At 67.2% G+C, this 19,700-nt stretch carries 21 protein-coding genes; 12 read left to right on the top strand and 9 right to left on the bottom strand.

The window, feature by feature from the left end; genetic code table 11:
• Nucleotides 1-78 precede the first annotated feature (78 nt).
• The 6 genes from F3087_RS23835 (at nt 79) to F3087_RS23860 (ending at nt 5,877) form a co-directional block, all read left to right on the top strand.
• A complete protein-coding gene (locus F3087_RS23835) occupies nt 79-1,284 on the top strand; it encodes a lipid-transfer protein (RefSeq protein ID WP_150404244.1) in 1,206 nt (401 codons plus the stop codon).
• A gap of 42 nt (nt 1,285-1,326) precedes the next feature.
• Nucleotides 1,327-1,764 (top strand): type II toxin-antitoxin system Rv0910 family toxin, encoded by a 438-nt coding sequence (locus tag F3087_RS23840; RefSeq protein ID WP_150404245.1) that lies wholly within the window; start codon nt 1,327-1,329, stop codon nt 1,762-1,764.
• Nucleotides 1,761-2,639, top strand: a complete 879-nt coding sequence (locus F3087_RS23845) for a MaoC/PaaZ C-terminal domain-containing protein (RefSeq protein ID WP_150404246.1) — start codon at nt 1,761-1,763, stop codon at nt 2,637-2,639. Before F3087_RS23840 ends, F3087_RS23845 begins: the two co-directional genes overlap by 4 nt.
• An 87-nt stretch (nt 2,640-2,726) precedes the next feature.
• Nucleotides 2,727-3,605, top strand: a complete 879-nt coding sequence (locus tag F3087_RS23850; protein ID WP_150404247.1) for an SDR family oxidoreductase — start codon at nt 2,727-2,729, stop codon at nt 3,603-3,605.
• A 28-nt stretch (nt 3,606-3,633) separates the two neighbouring features.
• A complete protein-coding gene (locus F3087_RS23855) occupies nt 3,634-4,896 on the top strand; it encodes an acyl-CoA dehydrogenase family protein (protein WP_150404248.1) in 1,263 nt (420 codons plus the stop codon).
• A 123-nt stretch (nt 4,897-5,019) separates the two neighbouring features.
• Nucleotides 5,020-5,877 carry an alpha/beta fold hydrolase gene (locus F3087_RS23860; protein ID WP_150404249.1) on the top strand — a complete coding sequence of 286 codons (858 nt, stop codon included), beginning with the start codon at nt 5,020-5,022 and terminating at the stop codon, nt 5,875-5,877.
• Between the two features lie 7 nt (nt 5,878-5,884).
• On the opposite strand, the gene F3087_RS23865 is transcribed toward F3087_RS23860, so the two are convergent.
• The 3 genes from F3087_RS23865 to F3087_RS23875 all read right to left on the bottom strand — a co-directional run bounded on the left by F3087_RS23865 (nt 5,885) and on the right by F3087_RS23875 (nt 8,948).
• Complete coding sequence (locus F3087_RS23865; RefSeq protein WP_191094114.1) at nt 5,885-6,724, bottom strand: SDR family NAD(P)-dependent oxidoreductase; 840 nt, start codon at nt 6,722-6,724, stop codon at nt 5,885-5,887.
• A 147-nt stretch (nt 6,725-6,871) separates the two neighbouring features.
• On the bottom strand, nt 6,872-7,951 hold the full coding sequence (locus F3087_RS23870) for a hypothetical protein (protein WP_150404251.1): 1,080 nt from the start codon (nt 7,949-7,951) through the stop codon (nt 6,872-6,874).
• Nucleotides 7,952-8,039: 88 nt separating this feature from the next.
• Nucleotides 8,040-8,948 carry an alpha/beta fold hydrolase gene (locus tag F3087_RS23875; protein WP_150404252.1) on the bottom strand — a complete coding sequence of 303 codons (909 nt, stop codon included), beginning with the start codon at nt 8,946-8,948 and terminating at the stop codon, nt 8,040-8,042.
• A 122-nt stretch (nt 8,949-9,070) separates the two neighbouring features.
• On the opposite strand from F3087_RS23875, the gene F3087_RS23880 reads away from it, so the two are divergent.
• From F3087_RS23880 to F3087_RS23890, 3 genes are read left to right on the top strand one after another with little or no spacing between them, the layout of a single operon-like run.
• Nucleotides 9,071-9,790, top strand: coding sequence for an exodeoxyribonuclease III (locus F3087_RS23880; protein ID WP_396897582.1), 720 nt, complete (start codon nt 9,071-9,073; stop codon nt 9,788-9,790).
• Entirely contained in the window at nt 9,787-10,272 is a 486-nt protein-coding gene (locus F3087_RS23885) for a ribonuclease domain-containing protein (RefSeq protein WP_150404254.1), read from the top strand. The genes F3087_RS23880 and F3087_RS23885 overlap by 4 nt, the downstream gene beginning before the upstream one ends.
• Complete coding sequence (locus F3087_RS23890) at nt 10,272-10,757, top strand: barstar family protein (protein WP_150404255.1); 486 nt, start codon at nt 10,272-10,274, stop codon at nt 10,755-10,757. The genes F3087_RS23885 and F3087_RS23890 overlap by 1 nt, the downstream gene beginning before the upstream one ends.
• A 6-nt stretch (nt 10,758-10,763) precedes the next feature.
• Here the strand turns inward: F3087_RS23890 and F3087_RS23895 are convergent, their stop codons facing one another.
• Nucleotides 10,764-11,450, bottom strand: coding sequence for a TetR/AcrR family transcriptional regulator (locus F3087_RS23895; protein ID WP_223885290.1), 687 nt, complete (start codon nt 11,448-11,450; stop codon nt 10,764-10,766).
• A 98-nt stretch (nt 11,451-11,548) separates the two neighbouring features.
• On the opposite strand from F3087_RS23895, the gene F3087_RS23900 reads away from it, so the two are divergent.
• From F3087_RS23900 to yhjD, 3 genes are read left to right on the top strand one after another with little or no spacing between them, the layout of a single operon-like run.
• On the top strand, nt 11,549-12,505 hold the full coding sequence (locus tag F3087_RS23900; protein WP_150404256.1) for an oxygenase MpaB family protein: 957 nt from the start codon (nt 11,549-11,551) through the stop codon (nt 12,503-12,505).
• Between the two features lie 48 nt (nt 12,506-12,553).
• Nucleotides 12,554-13,585, top strand: a complete 1,032-nt coding sequence (gene trpS / locus F3087_RS23905) for a tryptophan--tRNA ligase (RefSeq protein ID WP_150404257.1) — start codon at nt 12,554-12,556, stop codon at nt 13,583-13,585.
• A gap of 39 nt (nt 13,586-13,624) precedes the next feature.
• Nucleotides 13,625-14,653, top strand: coding sequence for an inner membrane protein YhjD (gene yhjD / locus F3087_RS23910; protein WP_150404258.1), 1,029 nt, complete (start codon nt 13,625-13,627; stop codon nt 14,651-14,653).
• 101 nt (nt 14,654-14,754) lie between these two features.
• Here the strand turns inward: yhjD and F3087_RS23915 are convergent, their stop codons facing one another.
• From F3087_RS23915 to F3087_RS23935, 5 genes are all read right to left on the bottom strand, one after another.
• Nucleotides 14,755-15,873, bottom strand: coding sequence for an RDD family protein (locus F3087_RS23915; protein WP_191094115.1), 1,119 nt, complete (start codon nt 15,871-15,873; stop codon nt 14,755-14,757).
• Between the two features lie 10 nt (nt 15,874-15,883).
• A complete protein-coding gene (locus F3087_RS23920) occupies nt 15,884-16,543 on the bottom strand; it encodes a hypothetical protein (RefSeq protein WP_150404260.1) in 660 nt (219 codons plus the stop codon).
• A gap of 12 nt (nt 16,544-16,555) precedes the next feature.
• Nucleotides 16,556-17,833, bottom strand: a complete 1,278-nt coding sequence (locus F3087_RS23925; protein WP_150404261.1) for a hypothetical protein — start codon at nt 17,831-17,833, stop codon at nt 16,556-16,558.
• A complete protein-coding gene (locus F3087_RS23930; protein WP_150404262.1) occupies nt 17,830-18,156 on the bottom strand; it encodes a hypothetical protein in 327 nt (108 codons plus the stop codon). Before F3087_RS23930 ends, F3087_RS23925 begins: the two co-directional genes overlap by 4 nt.
• A 185-nt stretch (nt 18,157-18,341) precedes the next feature.
• Nucleotides 18,342-19,625, bottom strand: a complete 1,284-nt coding sequence (locus tag F3087_RS23935) for a D-alanyl-D-alanine carboxypeptidase family protein (RefSeq protein ID WP_150404263.1) — start codon at nt 19,623-19,625, stop codon at nt 18,342-18,344.
• Nucleotides 19,626-19,700: the final 75 nt, after the last annotated feature.

Consider the following 19,700-nt stretch of genomic DNA (forward strand, 5'->3'; position numbering starts at 1 on the left):
TTGTTTCCAGCTGGATCCGGACGGATCGGTTCACCGCTGCCCGCACGCGGCGGCACAGGCACAACCTGAGGGAGTTCGATGGCGAACAAGGTCTACGTCGTCGGCGTCGGCATGACGAAGTTCGAGAAGCCGGGCCGCCGCAAGAACGAAGACGGCACCGATTGGGACTACCCGGATATGGCGCGCGAGTCCGGGACCAAGGCGCTCGCCGACGCGGGCATCGCCTACGACCTGGTCGAGCAGGCCTACGTCGGCTACGTCTACGGCGAATCCACCTCCGGCCAGCGCGCGGTCTACGAGCTCGGCATGACCGGCATCCCGGTGGTCAACGTCAACAACAACTGTTCCACCGGTTCGACCGCGCTTTACCTTGCGGCACAGGCGATCCGGGGCGGGCTGGCCGAGTGCACGCTGGCCCTCGGCTTCGAGAAGATGCAGCCGGGCTCGCTCGGCTCCACCTGGGACGACCGCGAGCAGCCGATGGCGAGGCACATCATGGCGCTCGCCGAGATCTCCGAGGTGCTGTTCCCGGTGGCGCCGTGGATGTTCGGCGCGGCCGGCCGTGAGCACATGAAGCAGTACGGCACCACCGCCGAACACTTCGCCAAGATCGGCTACAAGAACCACAAGCACTCGGTGAACAACCCGTATTCGCAGTTCCAGGACGAGTATTCGATGGATGACATCCTCGGCTCGCGGATGATCTACGACCCGCTCACCAAGCTGCAGTGCTCGCCGACCTCCGACGGTTCCGGCGCGGTGATCCTGGCCGGCGAGGCGTTCGTGGACAAGCACAACCTGGCCGCGCAGGCGGTGGAGATCGTCGGACAGGCGATGACCACCGACTACCGGTCCACCTTCGACGAGACCGCCAAGAACCTGGTCGGCTACGACATGACCGTGCAGGCGGCGCGGAAGGTCTACGAGCAGGCCGGACTCGGCGCCGAGGACTTCCAGGTCATCGAGCTGCACGACTGCTTCTCGGCCAACGAGCTGCTGACCTACGAGGCGCTCGGCCTGTGCGGCCCGGGCGAAGCCGGAAAGCTGATCGACGAGAACCTGACCACCTACGGCGGCAAGTGGGTGGTGAACCCGTCCGGCGGGCTGATCTCCAAGGGGCATCCGCTCGGCGCAACGGGTCTGGCGCAGTGCTCCGAACTCACCTGGCAGCTGCGCGGCACCGCGGACAAGCGCCAGGTCGACGACGTCACCGCCTGCCTGCAGCACAACATCGGCCTCGGCGGCGCCGCGGTCGTGACCGCCTACCGGCGCGCCGACCGCTGATCGCTTAACTCGCACAACGAAATTCGACGAGGAGTCATCTCAATGGGACACATCGAAGCCACCAAGGACGTCAACGCCACCCCCGAGGCGCTCTGGACGGTCGTCTCCGACCCGAACACCTGGGAGAAGTGGTTCACCATCCACGAGCGCTTCATGGAGGAGCCGCCGGCCGTGCTGACCGAGGGCGCCAAGCTGGTCGCCAAGATCGTCATGCTCGGCATGGCGAACAAGCTGGAGTGGACCGTGGTCTCGGTCGAGCAGCCGACCAAGCTCACCCTCGGCGGCACCGGAATGGCCGGGGTGAAGACCGAATTCACCTTCGACATCCAGCCCAAGGGCGACGGCGGCAGCACCATCCTGGTCTCCGGTGACTTCGAGGGCGCGCTGATCAAGGGCGCGCTCGGCAAGGCGGTCGAGAAGGACGGCCTCAAGCAGCTGGACAAGTCGCTCGAGCAGCTCGACGCCCTGGCTTCCGCATGACCTCGGAGACAACCACGGCCCGGCTCGTCGAGTTCGACGACGCCGGGCTCGAAACCTGGTGTGACGACGAACGTTTCGAGGTGACCGGCGAGCGGATCGGCGAGTATGCCGCGGCCACCAACGATCCGATCGAGGCGCACCTCGCGGGCAAGGTCGCCTCGCCGGTCTTCGCCATCGTCCCCGTCTTCGAGGCGATGATGATGCCGGTGATCGAGGTCGCGCCGATGGACATCTTCGGCCGGGTCGTGCACGGCGAGCAGGACTTCCACTTCCACCGGGCCATCCAGCCCGGCGACCAGCTGGTCTCGCGGGCCAAGGCGACCGGCTACACCAGCCGGCCCAACGGCACGGCCATCACCATCCTCATCGAATGCCGCACCGAGGCCGGGGAATTGGTCAACGAGCAGTACCTGACCGCCTTCTTCCGCAATATCGACGCGGGCAAGACGGTCGGTGCCGCGGCGCCGGCGCACAAGTTCGACGAGGGCCTGCGCGCGCAGCCGCCGGCGGCGGTCGTCACGCAGCACGTGGACGACGACCAGACCTTCAGGTACTCACCGGCTTCCGGCGATCCGGTGCCGCTGCATCTGGACGAGCAGGTGGCCAAGGACGCCGGGCTGCCCGGCATCATCGCGCACGGGCTGTGCACCATGGCGTTCGCGTCCTGGGCGGTGCTCACCGAGGTCGGTGGGTCGGATGTCAACCGGCTCGAGCGGTTTGCCGTGCGCTTCGCCAAGCTGGTGTTCCCCGGCGACGATCTGGAAACCCGCATCTGGAAGGTGGGTTCCGCCGACGGCGTCACCACCTACGCCTTCGAGACCGTGCGCGGCGAGGACGTGGTCCTCAGCGACGGGCTGGCCGAGATCGCCGATTGACCGCTCGCCGGGACGGTTCCGCCGTCCCGGCGAATGTCGTTGTCCGGCCGCAACATTCAGCACAGACTTGAGGAAGAGGAGACATCGATGGGTGCACTCGAAGGTCGAGTAGCCATCATCACCGGCGCCGGTCGCGGCATCGGTCGCGAGCACGCCCTGCTGTTCGCCCGGGAGGGCGCGGCCGTGGTCGTCAACGACCTCGGCGGCAGCAATGCGGGCGAGGGCACCGACACCACGCCCGCCCAAGAGGTCGCGAACGAGATCATCGCCGCCGGTGGCACCGCGGTCGCCAACACCGCGAACATCGCCACCTGGGACGGCGCGAAGAACGTGGTCGACCAGGCGATTTCCGAGCTCGGCGGCCTCGACATCGTGGTGAACAACGCGGGCATCCTGCGCGACGCGTTCATCGCGGGCCTGGACGAGGCGCAGTGGGACGCGGTGATCGCCGTGCACCTGAAGGGCCACGCCGCCGTGCTGCACCACGCCGCCGCCTTCTGGAAAGACCAGAGCAAGGCGGGCAATCAGCCGAACGCCGCGGTGATCAACACCGCGTCCGCCTCCGGCACCACGGTGCCGAACGCGGGTCAGGCCAATTACGGCGCGGCCAAGGCGGGGATCGCCGCGCTCACCCTGGTCGCCGCCGACGAACTCGCCCGCTACGGCGTGCGGGTCAACGCCATCGCGCCGATCGCGCGCACCCGGCTCACCCTGGCCACGCCCGGCATGGGCGCCATGATGGCGGCCGAGGCCGACGAGGTCGAAGACGGCGAATTCGACGCGTTCAGCCCCGCCAACATCTCGCCCCTGGTGGCCTACCTCGCCTCGGACAAGTGCCCGATCACCGGCAAGATGTTCGCGGTGCAGGGCGGGGCCATCTCCGAGCTGGCCGGTTGGCACGATGTGAAGACGATCGAGACCGAGGGACCGTGGCTGATCGACGACATCTCCGCTCGGCTGCCCTGAGCTCGCCGCAACGTTAAGGAGAACAACGATGTTCGAATGGTCCGAGACCGATGTCTTGATCCGCGATGCCGTGCGGACGTTCATCGACAAGGAGATCCGGCCCAACCTGGACGCCCTCGACAGCGGCGAACTGTCGCCCTATCCGATCATCCGGAAGCTGTTCAGCGAGTTCGGGATCGACGCCATGGGCGGCGAGGCGGTGGCGAAACTGCTGTCGAAGCAGCGCGCCAAAGCGGAGGCGATTGCCGCGGGCGAGCCGCTGCCGGAGAAGAAGAAGGAAAAGTCTTCCGGCGGTAGCCCGTTCGCCGGGCAGGAATCGCTGATGGCGGTGGTGGTCGGCGAACTGTCCGGTGTCTGCATGGGTTTGGTCACCGCGATGGGCGTCAGCATCGGCCTCGGCGCGACCACCATCATGTCGCGCGGCACGCTGGCACAGAAGGAGCGCTGGCTCGCCGACATCGTGACCATGAAAAAGGTTGCGGCGTGGGCGATCACCGAGCCCGACTCCGGCTCCGACGCGTTCGGCGGCATGAAGACCTACGTCCGCCGCGACGGTGACGACTACCTGCTCAACGGCCAGAAGACCTTCATCACCAACGGCCCGTTCGCCGACGTGATGATCGTCTACGCCAAGGTCGACGAGGGCGACGGCGGCGACAAGCGCGAGCGCAAGGTGCTCACCTTCGTCCTGGACAAGGGCATGGAGGGGCTCACCCAGGGCAAGCCGTTCAAGAAGATGGGCCTGCACGCCTCGCCCACCGGTGAGTTGTTCTTCGACAACGTCCGGCTCGGCAAGGACCGCCTGCTCGGCGAGACCGAGGAGCACACGGGCGGCGACGGCCGGGAGAGCGCGCGGTCCAACTTCACCGCCGAGCGAGTCGGCGTGGCCTTCATGGCGCTGGGCATCATCAACGAATGTCACCGGCTCTGCCTGGATTACGCGAAGAACCGCAAGCTCTGGGGTCAGGAGATCGGCCGCTTCCAGCTCGTCCAGCTCAAGCTGGCCAAGATGGAGATCGCCCGGATCAACGTGCAGAACATGGTGTTCAACACGCTGGAGCGCGGTCGCGCGGGCAAGCCGCCGACGCTCGCCGAGGCGTCCGCGATGAAGCTCTACGCGTCCGAGGCGGCCACCGAGGTCGCCATGGAGGCGGTGCAGCTGTTCGGCGGCAACGGGTACATGACCGAGTACCGGGTGGAGCAGCTCGCGCGCGACGCCAAGTCGCTGATGATCTACGCGGGCAGCAACGAGATCCAGGTGACGCACATCGCCAAGGGTCTGCTGGCCTGACCGTGCTACGAATCCCGGGTGCGCTACAACGGCGTGCGCACCCGGGATCGCCGGTCTCGCAATCGAAACGCCGCTGGTCCTACGCGCCGTATCGGTGCGTGCTCATCGAGGAGCAACCGGCCGATGATCACCGAAACCACCGCGCGCTACGACGGCGTCAACACGCGCGTTCTCTCCGTCGCGGGGTCCGGCACGCCGATCCTGCTGCTGCATGGTTACGCCGATAGCGCGGATACCTGGCGCGGTGTGCTCACCGCTGTGGAAGCCGCGGGCCGTGCGGCTTTCGCCGTCGACCTTCCCGGCTTCGGCCTGGCGGATGAGCGCCGGCCTGGCCCGATGACCCCGCAGTTCGACAGCTTCGTCGATGCGATCATCGCCGAGCGCGGCCCACTGGTCCTGGTCGGCAATTCCCTCGGTGCCGCCACCGCGTTGCACGCCGCCGCCCGGCATCCGGGTGGCGAGGTCACCGCGGTGGTCTCGCTCGATGAGCCGCTGCTGGCCCGGCACTGGCTGGCCCGCGTCGGTCGCCTGCGCGAGTACCGAACGTTCTTCCGTCTGGTCGGCCTCCTGCCCATTCCGGCCGCGCTGGTGCGCTGGAGTGTGCGCCGCGCGGTAGCACTGTTCGTCTACGGACCCGGCGTCGTCGCCGATCCCGAATTCCTCACCACCGCAATCCGTTCGGTGCCCGACATGGCCGCGGTAGCGGCACGCGGCCAGGACGCGACCCGTTACGCCCGCGAACACCCGTCCGGTCACGTCGATCTCGTCGTCGCCTGCCCGGTCCTCGTCGTCCACAGCACCAAAGACCGCATCATTCCGATGTCCGCCGCCCGCGCGCTGCACGCGATGCTGCCCGGCAGCGAGTTCGTCGCCTTGCCCGGTGTCGGCCATTGCCCGCAGTTGGACGTCCCCGACGAGGTCTGCCGACTGGTGCTGGGCTTTCCCCGAACCGGCCGCGAGCAGTCCGATGTAGCGTCCTGAGCGTCGATCACATATCCGGCGGCGGCAATTGAGTCGGGTTGTCGCCGTTGAGGATCTGCTTCATTCGGTGTTCGATGTGCCCGTTCCATTCCGGGTGGGTCAGGACATAGAAACGCTCTTCATGTATGGCCTGCACCACCTGCTCGCCGATTGTTCGCGGGCTGGTACCGAGTGCGAATGCCGTCCGCGCGGCGTCGATATCCCAGCCGGCCGGACGCGGGCCGGTCTCGGCATAACGAGTCGGCCGGTTCCGTTCCGAATCAAAGATATTCGTGGCGACCAAGCCGGGACAGAGGACCGATATCCGTGGCTTGAACCCACCGCCGACCAGTTCGTGGTGAATGGTTTCCGACAGCGCGACAACCGCTGCCTTGGTCGCACCGTATAGCGAGCTTCCGCCGACCAAGGCCGCCAGCGAAGCCGTGTTGACGATATGCGCCGGCTCGTCCTGCTCGATCATGATCGGCAGAAAGATGCTGTGCCCGTGCACAACCCCCATCAGATTCACGCCCAGGATCCACTCCCAGTCGTCGAGCGTGCTGTCCCAGGACGGCCGGCCACCGGCGTGAACTCCCGCGTTATTACACAGAACATGTACGGCCCCATACTTTTCCAGCGTCGCCTCGGCCAACTCCGTAACATCATCCGGCGCGGAAACATCCGCGATCACGGCATGCACGTCCGCCCCGTTGCCCTGCAATTCGGCAGTCGTGGAATGCAGCGCATCTACTTCGATATCACTCAACACCACCCGCATCCCCGCATCCAGAAATGCCTCGGCCATACCCTGGCCGATCCCACTGGCCGCCCCGGTGACCACAGCGACCTTGCCCGTCAATTCATCCATGTGCCCTCCACCCTGTGCCTCGACCGGACCGGTCCACAGAGTAAGAGCCCGATACCCGCAATACATCGCCCCGCAGGCCGATGTATTGCGAGTGTCGCCCAGGCTAAAATGAAACGGGAACAGGAAGCGCCGCGTCCCGAACGTCGGCTAGCCCTCACCCTCGAGCGGCGCAGGCTGCCCCTTCCGCAGCAAATCAACCACAACATCCAGCGTCTGCGAGTTCTGCCGCACCACCACCGCCAACTCACCCACCTGCCCCTCCAGCCCGGACACCCGACCTGGCAATTCCACCAGCTGATCCACCTGATCTGTCAGATAGTCCACCCGCCCCGTCAGATGATCCACCCGCCCGGTCAGCCGATTCACATGCCCCGTCATATCGTCCACATGCCCAGTGAGATCGTTCAGATGCCCGGTCAGATCGTTCACATGCCCAGTCAAGATGTCCACGTGCCCAGTAAGCCCATCCACTCGCCCTGACAGCCCGTCCACTTGCCCGGCGATCCCATCTACTTGTCCGGCGAGTCCATCCACGCGTCCCGTGAGTCCGTCTACGCGTCCCGTGAGTCCGTCTACTTGCCCCGACAGCCCGTCTACTTGTCCGGCGATCCCGTCTATGCGCCCGGTGAGTCCGTCTACTTGTCCGGCGATCCCGTCCACGCGCCCCGCGAGCCCGCCCACTTGCTCCGGCAGCGGTGCAAGCAGATCTACTTGCTCAGTCAGGTAATCAACCTGTCCCGCAAGCTCATCCACCCGTGCCGGTAGCGGTGCCAGGTGGCTCATTTGCTCTGCGAGCTCGCCGACTCGTGCTGGCAGTGGTGCCAGGTGGCTCACTTGTTCCGCGAGTTCGTCCACTCGTGCTGGTAGCGGTGCCAGACAGCTCGCTTGCTCCGCCAACTCGCCCACTTGCGGTGCCATGCAACCGATTTGTTCCGCAAGCTCATCCACTCGCGCTGGTAGCGGTGCCAGGTGGTTTACCTGGGTGGCCACTTCTCCGAGTAGCGCTTCCACGCTGTCCAGGCGATGCCCGTGTTGGCGGTGGGCGGCGAGGAGCACGCCGAATTGTCGCCCGGAGGTGCGCGACAACCGTCGGAGTCTTAGGTTGGTGTCGCGGATCACCCGGTCGGCTTCCTGGGCCTCACGGCTCATCTTGCTGTTCAGTTCGTACAGGCCGTCGACGTCGCCGCGGAGTCGATGCACTGCGCGGTCGGTTTGTGTGCTCCCCATGCCTCGAAACAGTAGGCGCGGGCGGGCGCCGGATCGAGACCTTTCTCCGTTCTGGGGATAACTTCCTGACCTGTGGAAATCCCGTGTCTCACACCGCGCGGAGCCGGTTGCGGCTGGCGTACACGTGCTCGGCGATCAGGGTGGCGATGCGGTCCGGCGCCTCTAGCATCGGGACGTGCCCGACGCCGTGCACCACGATGCGGTCGGCGGACTCGGGGAGTTCCTTCAGATAGCGGCGGGCGTACACGCGATTGGGGATGACGCGGTCGTACTCGGAGAGCAGCAACCGGACCGGTGTCGCCAGCGTGGACAGGTCTTCCTGCTCAGGCCCACGCAGGCTGCCGACGAGGAACGGCACCATGGACGGGCAGTGCAGCGCGGCCATGATGGCGGCCGCGGTGTCGCGCCGGGAGACCGCGGCCGCGTTCTTGCTCAGCCACAGCAGCGTGAATCGCTGCGCGATCGGGTTGTTGATCGCGAAACCTCCTAGCCGCTTACCGATTTCGACGACCGGCACCAGCGACAGGAACTTCAGATTGATCCGCAGCTGAGTGAGCGACGGCGCGTGCCAGCCACCGGCCGGGGCGACCAGGGTGAGCGTGCGGGCCCGGCCGCGCCGCGCGAGCTCGACCCCGACCCAGCCGCCGAGCGAGTTGCCCGCGATGTGGCAGGTGCGCCAGCCGAGTTCGTCGAGTTGATCCTCGATGCGGTCGGCCAGCGTCTGCACGTCGACCGACCAGCCGTCGGCACGCTCGCCACCCCAGTGCCCGGCGAAGGCGGGCGCGTACACCTCGCACTGGCTGGCCAGCCGCGTCGCGGTCTTCTCCCAGCAATGCGGCGACATCATGAAGCCGTGCAACAGGAGCAGCGGGTCACCTGAACCCATATGCAATGCCTTGACGGCCTTGGGCAGCTCCGGCTTGGGCTTGGTGGGGACCGGCGTCCGCGCGGCGTCTTTGGGGCCTGCGGGCTTGGCGGTGTCAGACGGCATCGTCATCACCCTTTCCTGGACAGCGGTGTCCGAGGGAATTCATCTGACCAGCATTGTACGGTCGTGCGGTGGCCTACATCATTTCGACTGTGAACGTAAATGGCGTCCGCGCGGCCGCGGGCAAAGGCATGCTTGCCTGGCTCGCCGCGACGGAGGCCGACATCGTCTGTGTCCAGGAGACAAGGGCCACCGACGAGCAGACCAGAGCGGCGCTGGCGCCCGCACTCGCCGAAGGCTGGTGGCTGGCGCAGGCCGAGCCGGAGTCCAAGGGCCGGGCCGGAGTCGCGATCCTGTCCAGGCGGGAACCGGACGCGGTCCGAATCGGCTTCGGCAGCAGTGAATTCGGCGCGTCCGGCCGGTACCTCGAGGCCGACTTCGGTGACGTCACGGTTGCCAGCGTGTACGTGCACTCCGGTGAGGAGGGCACCCCGCGTCAGGACGAAAAGTACCGCTACCTGGCCGAACTCGGCGCCTACCTGACCGCACGCACCGGTGATTTCGTGGTCAGCGGCGACTGGAACATCGCGCACACCGAACTCGACCTGAAGAACTGGAAGGGCAACCTGAAGGCGGCCGGATTCCTCCCCGAGGAGCGCGCCTGGATCGACGAACTGCTCGCCGCGGGCTACGTCGACGTGGTGCGCCAACTGCATCCGGCGGTCCCCGGCCCGTACAGCTGGTGGTCCTACCGCGGCCGCGCCTTCGACAACGACACCGGCTGGCGCATCGACTACCAACTCGCCCGCGGCGATCTCGCGGCGCGCGCCAAGCAGGCCGTGGTGGAACGCGCCGCCGCCTACGACCAGCGCTGGTCCGACCACGCGCCGGTCACGGTGCAATACCGATGAACCTGTCGCCGAAGGCAATTCGCACGCTGGCGATGCTGGGCGTGGTGGCGGTCGCGCTGGTCGTCGTCGCAGTCCTCGGACTGCGCGGCGGCGGCAACGACACCGTCGCGACCAGCACCACCGCGCGTGCCACCACCAGCGCACCGGTTCCCGGCGCACCGCGGGCCTCGGAACCGGCCCCGCCGACCAGCCGCGCACCGGGCGTACCCGGCAAGGCCTACGACACCCTGCGCGAAATCGACGCCGGCCGCTGGCCCGATTCGGCGAACGCGCCCGGCACCAAGGGCGGTGACCGCTGGATGAATCGCGCGGGCACGCTGGCCGCCAAAGACGGTGCGGGCAAACCGATCACCTACCAGGAGTGGGATGTGAATCCCAAGCAGCGTGGCCGATCCAGAGACGCCGAGCGCATCGTCACCGGCAGCGACGGATCGGCCTGGTACACCGGGGACCACTACGAGACCTTCACGAGGATGCGCTGATGTCCAAGGTAATTCCGTTGTCGCAGTTCCTGGCCCGCCCGGTCGAGACCGAATCGCGCGCGCAACGCGGCGCCGCGCCCGCGCTCGGTGCGGCCGTCGTGGACGCGGCCGAGCTGAGCGGTGTGCGCTACCGCGCGCCGTCCGGCTACCTGGTGCGCGAACTGCGCGGCACCAAGATGCGCACGCTCGGGCGGCTGTTCGACGAGGTCGCCTCGGCGCTGCAATTCCCGTACTACTTCGGCGAGAACAAGGACGCCTTCGACGAATGCCTGCGCGACCTGGACGATTTCGTCGGCGAAGGCACGGGATACGTTGTCGTTGTGCGGGATTCGGTCCATCTGCTGGCCGAGGAGCCGACCGCGCGGGACTGGTTCGCCGAGGCGATGCGCGACTGCGCCGACTACTGGTCGCGCAGGGGCATCCCGTTCCGCGTTGTCCTGCAAGGGGAATCGCCCGGGTTGCACGACGTCACACTGGAACTCTGAACCGGCTCACGCCAATCGGCGCGCCAAATCCTCACCGAGCAGGACGAACACGTCGGTGGTGTGCTCGATCAGCTCGTCGCGGGTGAGCGGCAGTTCGCCCTGTAACCACGCGGTGAGCGTCTGCACCAGGCCACCGACCAGATAGTTGGCCCGGAAGTCGATCGCCGGATCGGAGTCCGGATCATCGATCCCGTAGAAGTCGATCCCCTCCGCGGCGACCATCCGCGCGAACACCCGCACCGTTTCCGTTGTGCGCGCCCGCAATTCCGGCGTCGCCATGCCGGCGACCAGCGTGACCTTGGCCTTGCGCGGATCGTCGGTGAGCAGGTGGATGCCCGCCGCGATCGCGGCCCGCGCCGTCGCCCGCGAGTCCTTCGGCGCGGTGCCGACCGCTGCCACGATCGCGACCGCGAGTTCCTCGGCGATGGTGTCGACGAGCGCGGTCAGCACGGCATCACGACTGTCGAAGCTCTCGTAGTAATACCGCTCGTTGAGCCCGGCCTGTGCGCACAGGCCGGAGACCGTCAGCTTGGCCAACCCTTGGCTGCCGATGATCTCCAATGCGGCTTCCAGCAATGCCGCCCGTCGCTGCGCCCGCCGTTCTTCGGCGGTGATCCCTCCATACGTCCGTTGGGCTGGCCCGCCCGCCGCCCGACCGCCACCCCCCACGGAATCGCTTCGCGATGCAGTCACGAGTCGATTCTGGCACGGCTCCAATCTGGCAGAGAGTATTGCCAGATTGCCGAATCTGGCGGATGCTGTTGCCAGATGCTCTCGATGAGGAGGCAGCAATGTCCGAGCCCGGTTATTTCAGCGACCACTCCATGGCCCGGCGGGTGATGAGCAAGCGGGCCGTCGGCCTGACCTACGGCCAGCGTGCCCTGGTCGTCGGCGCGGTGCACCCGCTGCTCTACGTCGGCACCGCGGAGAACACCGAGCATCGGATGACGCCGTACACCCGGCTCTCGCTCACCGGTCATCTCTTCGAGGCCGTGTTCCTGGGCAGCAAGGCCGAGGCGGATCGCGCGCTGGCTTTCACCACGAACAAACACGCCAAGGTCCGCGGCGCCCTGCCCGAAGACGCCGGCCCGCACCACCCGGCGGGCACCGGCTACTCCGCGCTCGACCCGCACCTGATGTACATGACGATGGCGTTCACCTTCGACTCCGCCGAGGTGATGTACGACCTGCTGGTCCGCACCCTGACCGACGGCGAGCGCGAGGGCCTGTACCAGGACTACGTGCGCTGGGCCGAGTTGTTCGGCATGCCCGCGGACGCGGCGCCGGGCAGCTACCCGGAGTTCCGCGCGTCCTTCGACGCCTACCTCGCCTCCGACGAACTGTTCCTCACCGATGAGGCCCGGCTGGTCGGCTCCTACCTGGCCGGCCAGCGCGTGCCGTACCCACAGCGGATGCCCATGCAGCAGGTCACCTCCGCATTCTTCCTGCTGGTGCAGGGCAGTCTGCCGCCGCGGATCCGGCAGATGTACGGCATGCGCTGGGGGCTCGCCGACCAGGTCGCGTACCGGGCGCTCGCCCAGGCCGTGCGCACCGCGCACGTGACGACGCCGCTGGTACCGCCGGTATTGCGCGGCACCCTGGCCGGGCCGAGCGCGCCGGTCTACAAGCTCGTTTCGCGGCGCGAGCACAAGCTGGTCACCAAGGGGCGGCCGAGTATGCCGGGGGTCGACCCGCGCAACTGGGTGGAGCGAAATCCACCTGAGCAGCGTCGCGCAGCGACTCGTTGAGGGGCGGTGGTCGGGCGACGGGTGGGCAGGGCATGGAAAGATCGGGGTATGTCCGTTCCTGCAGAAGCCCCGGCCGCTGAACGTAAGCAGCGCGTCCTTTCCGGGATCCAGCCCACCGGTACCTCGTTCCACCTCGGCAACTACCTTGGGGCGCTGCAGTACTGGGTGACCATGCAGGACGACTACGACGCGCTCTACTTCATCCCGAACCTGCACGCGATCACCGTGCCGCAGGATCCGAAAGCGCTGAAGGCGCAGACCAAGGCCGCCGCCGCGCAGCTGCTCGCGCTCGGCATCGACCCGAAGAAGTCGACGCTGTTCGTGCAGAGCCAGGTGCCCGAGCACGCCGAGCTGGCCTGGGTGCTCAGCTGCATCACCGGCTTCGGCGAGGCCAGCCGGATGACCCAGTTCAAGGACAAGTCGGTCAAGCAGGGCTCGGACAACGCGTCGGTCGGGCTGTTCACCTACCCGGTGCTGATGGCCTCGGACATCCTGCTCTACCGCCCGCACCAGGTGCCGGTCGGCGAGGATCAGCGCCAGCATCTGGAGCTGACCCGAAACCTGGCGCAGCGCTTCAACACCCGGTTCAAGAAGACCTTCGTGGTGCCCGAGGCGCACATCGAGAAGGGCACCGCCAAGATCTACGACCTGCAGGATCCGACCTCGAAGATGAGCAAGTCGGCGTCCAGCGACGCGGGCCTGATCAACCTGCTCGACGATCCGAAGATCACCGCCAAGCGGGTCCGTTCCGCGGTCACCGACACGGAGCGGGAGATCCGCTACGACCCGGAGCAGAAGCCGGGCGTGAGCAACCTGCTGGTGATCCTGAGCTCGCTGTCCGGCAGCCCGATCGTCACGCTCGAAAAGGATTACGCGGGCAAGGGCTACGGCGACCTGAAATCCGATGTGGCCGACGCGCTGGTCGAATTTGTCACGCCTTTGCAGGCGAAGGTGCGAGAGTACTTGTCGGATCAGGGCGAACTCGACCGTATCCTCGCCGCCGGTGCCGAGCGTGCGCGAGAGATCGCCGGCAACACCCTCGCACAGGTATACGACCGAGTGGGCCTGCTGGCCCGCTAGCGGCGGCACCTGCGAGATCTCTCCTGAAGGGGCGAACTGGTGCAGGTGATCGACAACATCAAGGCCGGGATCGAGCGACGGATCCAGGCGCTGCCATGGCTGGACCATCTGGTGCGCGCGGGTGGGCGATATCAGCGCCAGCGCGGCGACTACTACGCGGCGGGCATCACGTATTTCACCGTGCTGTCGCTGTTTCCGCTGCTGATGGTCGCCTTCGCGATCGCGGGTTTCGTGCTGTCCAGCAATCCTGATCTGCTCAGCGAGGTGCAGACCAAGATCGTCGACAACATTCCCGGCTCCCTCGGTGAGCAGCTGAACGAGCTGATCGACAAGGCGATCGAGTCGCGCGGCACGGTCGGCGTCATCGGTCTGCTGGCCGGGATCTGGTCCGGGCTCGGCTGGATGGCCAACCTGCGGGCGGCGCTGACCGAGCAGTGGGAGCAGAAGAGCGAGGACCAGAACTGGTTCCTGGCCAAGCTGTCCGATCTCGGCGCGCTACTCGGTCTCGGTCTGGCCTTCGTTGTCTCCCTCGGGCTTTCCGCGCTGGCCTCCAGCACCCTCGGCGCGCGGCTGCTGATCAGCCTCGGCCTGTCGCACCTGCCCGGCGCCCGGCTGCTGCTGGCGCAGGCGTCGATCCTGCTCGGCTTCCTCGCCTCCTGGGCGGTGTTCGCCTGGATCATCGCCCGGCTGCCCCGCGAACCGGTCACCCTGGCCAGCGCGGCCAAGGCCGCAGCTCTGGCCGCCGTGGTCTTCGAGGTATTCAAGTTCGTCGCCTCGATCTACCTGCAAAAGGTGCTGAGCAGCCCCGCGGGCGCTGCTTTCGGTTCGATCATCGGCCTGATGGTCTTCAGCTACGTCACCTACCGCATCATCCTGTTCGCCACGGCCTGGGCCGCCACCGCCTCCGACAACGAGCGCGAAGCCGACATCCCCGCGCCGCCCGCCGCCATCATCGCCCCGCGCACGTCAGCCCGCGAACTCTCCGTCGGCGCGGGAGCCACCTTCTTCGGCGCAGGAGCCCTTGCGGCCCTTGCGCTTTCGACCCTGCGCCGACCGCGCGGCCGGTGAGTGCGAGCTTTCCTCCGGCGCGGGCAGCGGCCGCAGCCATCCTCGATCGTGTCGCCAGTGACTCACTGTTGTCCTCTCCGACATAGGAATTCGCGCACAGTTCACGCCGAACTGCCCTGCGGCATATCGCGCCGTCGCACGGCGGGCAGGAAGTAATCCTCGATCTGGTCCGGGCCGGCGCCACCCCAGATGCCGAGCGGCAGATAAACATGGAACAGCCACACCGCCAGTAGTCGGCCGAATGACGGGTACCTGCCGTCCTGAGGGCGAATGACGACCAAGCCGAACAGCGCTTTGCCGATCGTTGTATGGATCATCGACTGGATGATGATCCGGTCGAATGCGGATGCGGCGAGAAAGAAGCCCACCGCCACAGCGGGATTGGCGCCGAGATGCTGCCAGTCGTGCCGTGCGGCAGCGTCCGTGGAGAACTCGGGACTCACGGCAATCGCGGCTCCGACACCACATCCCACATGGATGACCCAATCGAGGATGAAGGCGATGGTGCGGCGCAGCGTGCGCGGCGAGGGATATCTGGAATCCTCCTTCCCACCATGCCGTTTCGGCTGTCCCTGCGATTCGTCCACCGGCTTCATCGAGAGGCGTCCGCGCTCCCGGGTCAGCTGGTACTCGGGTCGCGACGAGGTGCTCCGATCCGGTTGATCGCTCGGCTCGTTCGTCCGGAAGGTGAGCTGCGGCGGGGTTCTGGAACCGGAGCGGTAGGCGTAACGCAGATCGCCGCCGCCCGGTCTGGAGATGATCCCGTACTTCATCGGGTCGCCGGCGAACCAGATCTCGGAGGTGTTGTGGTTCACCAGCTTTCCGAGATCTTTGGGCCAGGTGCTCAGGATGAGGGTGGATACCGGCAGGCGATTCCGATCGAGCAGTTGTACCCACTCGTAGCGTCCGGTGGCGAGGTAGTTCACCGGCCAGGACGACCAGGGATAGCGGCTCAGCGCCTTGCGCCTTCTCCGGTTGATCCACAGCAGCACCCCGCCGAAGATCAGCCCGACCGTCATGCTCGCCGCCGACAGATTTATGCCGAGCGAGACCAGTTTCGCCAGGTTGCTCGAGGTGACCCGGGGCTGGACATCGATCAGGAACACGGTGAGCGGCAGGCAGCCCAGGCCGATCAGTAACAGGAGCCAGCGGATGGCCCTGCCCTTTCGCATCGCAGCCCTGGTCTCCGGGCACGACTTGGCCGGCGGTTCGTTCGTCATGATCATCGGCTCACAGATCCAGCGAGGAGGAAGTGCCGGGCTGGGCGACTGGCGTGCCGAAATCCACGGAGGCGGCCATCGCCGCGATCATCGGAACGAATTCCTCGCCGTATTCGACGAACGGCGTCGAGAACTCGATGGCGGCAACGGCGGCGCCGTCGGGTGCGGGAACAACGGCCTCCAGTTGATACACCTTCTGGTCGAGCTCGGCGGATGTTCGATCGGCGAGATCGGGAGCCGGGAGCGTTCTCCGCCGATCGAACAGGAGAATCGGCCGCTCCGATATCTCGATGAACTCGATATTCTCGAAGGTCTCGCCACCGCCGCTGCTTGCCGTCAATACGTCCGCCAGGGTCAAGCGCGGATTCTGTCGTTCGCCGTATTCATGCAGCGAGACAATCAGATTGGACGATATCGGCTGTCCGTCGGCGGCCGAATGCCGGCCGAGACCGCAATAGACCGCGTTCACCTGGGTGACCCTGGTGAGCAGCACTCTCAACGCTTGCAGCACAGCGGGCGCCGCTGAACTCACGGTGCCGGGGCCGAGTTCGGCGAACATCGATGCGGTGCGGGCTATCGAGCCGTCGATGTCGTCCAGCGGAAGCGCGACGTATCCGGCGGGTATGTCCATCGTGATCGACAGGGGCGCGGAGGCTTCGGGCGCAGACACGTCGATCACCCGCTACCGGGACAGCACGGGGTCGAGGATGGAATTGACCACCTTGCCGGAACGGGAGAACAAGTCGATGGCCTCGGCGGCGGTCACGGCTTCGGCGTGCTTTCCGGCTACGCCGGTAGCTTGCAACACAGTGCGCGTCGCACTGTCGAGGCTCAGCGCTTCGACCACCTTGGGCACGCCGGGAACCCACCCGGCCGCCTTCGAAACGATCCCCGGTTCGTGGGTCACGGCGTTGTAGGCGGCGCCGCCGATCCGCTCCAGCCCACCCAGTGCCTGCGCGGCGTGCGCGCCGTCGGCGACCGCATCGCCGCCGCGGAGCAACCCCCAGCCGACCTTTCCGACGCCGACGCCGGCTCCGCCGACCGGGGCGAGTCCGAGTGAGTCGAGTCCGACCGTCTTCCACGCATCCAGCTCTCCGTTCTTCAAGCCGTCACGTATCTCCGGATCCGACAGGTCCAGCGCCAGCAGTCCCGCGGTGGCGCCGGCGGCGACCGCGAAGCCGATGATGTCGAACGGCGGGGGCGTCACCAGGGCGACCAGACCGCCGACCGCGGCGATGATGGACAGCGCTTGGTGGACGCCCTCGCGATGCTCGTCGATCCACTTCCCGACGCCCTTCACCGCGTCGGCGATGCGATCCCAGATGCTCTTGTCCGGCGGGCTAGGGGCGAAATCCTTTGCCGCGGCGTCCAATTCGGTGGCCGCGCGGCGGGCGGTGCCGTCGTGCTGGGTTTCCAGGTCGCGGGCGCGCCGGCGGATGGAGTCGATCTTGCCTTGCCAGTTGTCGACGGCGGTGCTCGCCGAACGGACCTGGGCGGTGGCCGCGTCGAGGCGGGTTTGGGCGGCTCGCAGTTCGCTCTGGTCGGTGAACATCACATTCGCCAGGGCGAGGTCCGGGTTGGACTTGGCGGATTGCAGGGTCGCGACGGCCTGGGTGTGCTGGGTTTCGGCGTCGGCGGCCTCGGCTTCGAGTCCCTTGGCTGTGTCCTGGTAGCCGACTAGATCGGTGTGCCACTGGTCGAGCACGCTGATCGCGCGTTCGAGGGACTTCTGCGCGTAGCCGAGATCCTGGCCGAGGGTGGCGTCGAAGTTGGCGCGGAACGCGTCGCCCGCGTCGCCTTTCCACACGTTGTCGTTGCTGTTGCGCAGGCGGGTGAGGAGGTCGTTGGTTTCGCGGACCGCGTCGGCCGAGGTGTTGATCTGCCCGCGCAGGCCGGCGACGTCGGTCGGGGCGCCGGGGACCGGGTTGAACCCGAGGTTGGGGTACGGGTTGGCGCTCATGCCTCGGCCTGCGTCTTTCCGTCGATCGCGGCCGTCACCTGGTCGAGCGCCTTGGCGATGGCGGTGTCGACGTCCTGGTAGGCGTCGTGGCACTTGCTCACGCCCTCCGCGGTGACCTTGGCCGACTCGCCGATCCGCTCGATGCCGAAGTGCCACCGGCGCTGGAAACTGTCGGCGGCGTCATTGAGCACCGTCGTGCCGATATCGCCGTGACCGTCCCTGGTCATCGCCGTCATCGCGTCGTTGAGCACCTGCTCGGCGCCGCGTAGTGACTGGACGGTCTTGCCCAGCACCTCGATGTCCACGCCAAGAATTCCAGCCAAGTCAACGCACCCCATCGCCTGCAGCGACCGCATCCGGTCGACGGAAATCGCCTACACAAGCCATAGACGCAGCGTCGCGCGAAACGGTTCCATCGCCGCGAACATTGCACGATGCGGGGTGCGATTTCGAACCTGGCACTCGCCGGCGGCCCGGACGAGGCCGCCAGGCAGTCGAGAGGCCGGTGCTATCGCCGCCGGTTCATCCGCCGCGCACCGAGCAACAGCGCGAGCACCAGGATGACGCCGCCGACGATCCAGACGGTGCGGTTGTCGCCGTGCCCGTCCTCGGCCAGCGGACGGGAATCCTGGTCCCTCGGCGGCGGGGAGGCAAGGGCCGCACCGGTTTTCGATTGCTTGCGATCGGGCTCGGGGAGTTTCCCGACGGACGCACCGCGGGGGAGGGCGAAGCCGTAGTCGAGCAGGCGGGCCGCCTGGTCGGACGGGCGCAACGGCCGGACGTCGGCCTTGAGCAGGGTGACGGAGAGCCGGCGACCGTCGCGTTCGGCGCCGGCGACGAAGGTCTGCCTGGCGTCGTCGGTGAAACCGGTCTTGCCGCCGAGGGCGCCGTCGTAGTCGTAGAGCAGGTGGTTGTCGTTGCCGATGGGGAAGCCCGGGTGGTCTTTGTCACCCTCGATCTTCGGGTTCGCGGGATAGCCGGGGAAGTCGATCTGCTCGGTGTGGATGAACTCGGCGAACAGCGGAATGGTCATGGCCTCGCGGAACAGGACGGACAGGTCATATGCCGAGGTGCTCATGCCCGGTCCGTCCAGGCCGGACGGGCTGGCGGTGCGAGTGTCCAAGGCGCCCAACGACTTCGCGAGCTCGTTCATCTTCGCGACGGTGGCCGCTTCGCCGCCGAGCTGGGTGGCGATAGCGTGCGCCGCGTCGTTGCCGGAGGCCATGATCAGGCCCTGCATGAGCTGGCGGTTGGTGTAGCGGCCACCGGGTCCGATGCCGACCCGGGTGCCGTCGGCGTTCGCGTCGTCCTCGGTGCCGATGACCGTCTTGTTCAGGTCCAGGGTGCGCAGCGCGATCGTGGCGAGCAGCACCTTGATGGTGCTGGCGGGCCGGTAGCGGCCGTGCGGGTCCTTGGCCGCGAGCACCTCGCCGGTGTCCAGGTCCGACAGTTGCCAGGCAGTCGCCGAAATGTCTTGCGGCGCAGGGGGCGCCCCCTTGGGCAGCACCGCGCCGCACTCGCCGAGCCGGCCGCCGCCGACCGGCGGGGTGGGGATGGGCAGTGCGGTCGGCGTCGGCTCGCCGGGCGCCGGCACCTCGGATTCGTCGATCGGCGCGGGCGGCCGCGTTTTCTGCGGGCAGCCGTCGGTATTGGGGGTGGTGAACGGCGTCGTCGGTGTGCTCGGCGCCGGCGCGGCGAGCGCCGGAACGGCCGTCCCCGCGATCACCGCCAAGGCAGCCAGCGCGGAACCGAGGCGGAGTGTGGCGCGGCGGCGCGAGTCCCGGATCTTCATCGTTCGCGAGCCTAGCGATTCCACGGCGGGTCGGCCGAATGCACGCCGGAGCGGGGTATTGACAGAAGCTACTAA

Source organism: Nocardia colli, assembly GCF_008704205.1.
Classification (GTDB): Bacteria; Actinomycetota; Actinomycetes; order Mycobacteriales; family Mycobacteriaceae; genus Nocardia; species Nocardia colli.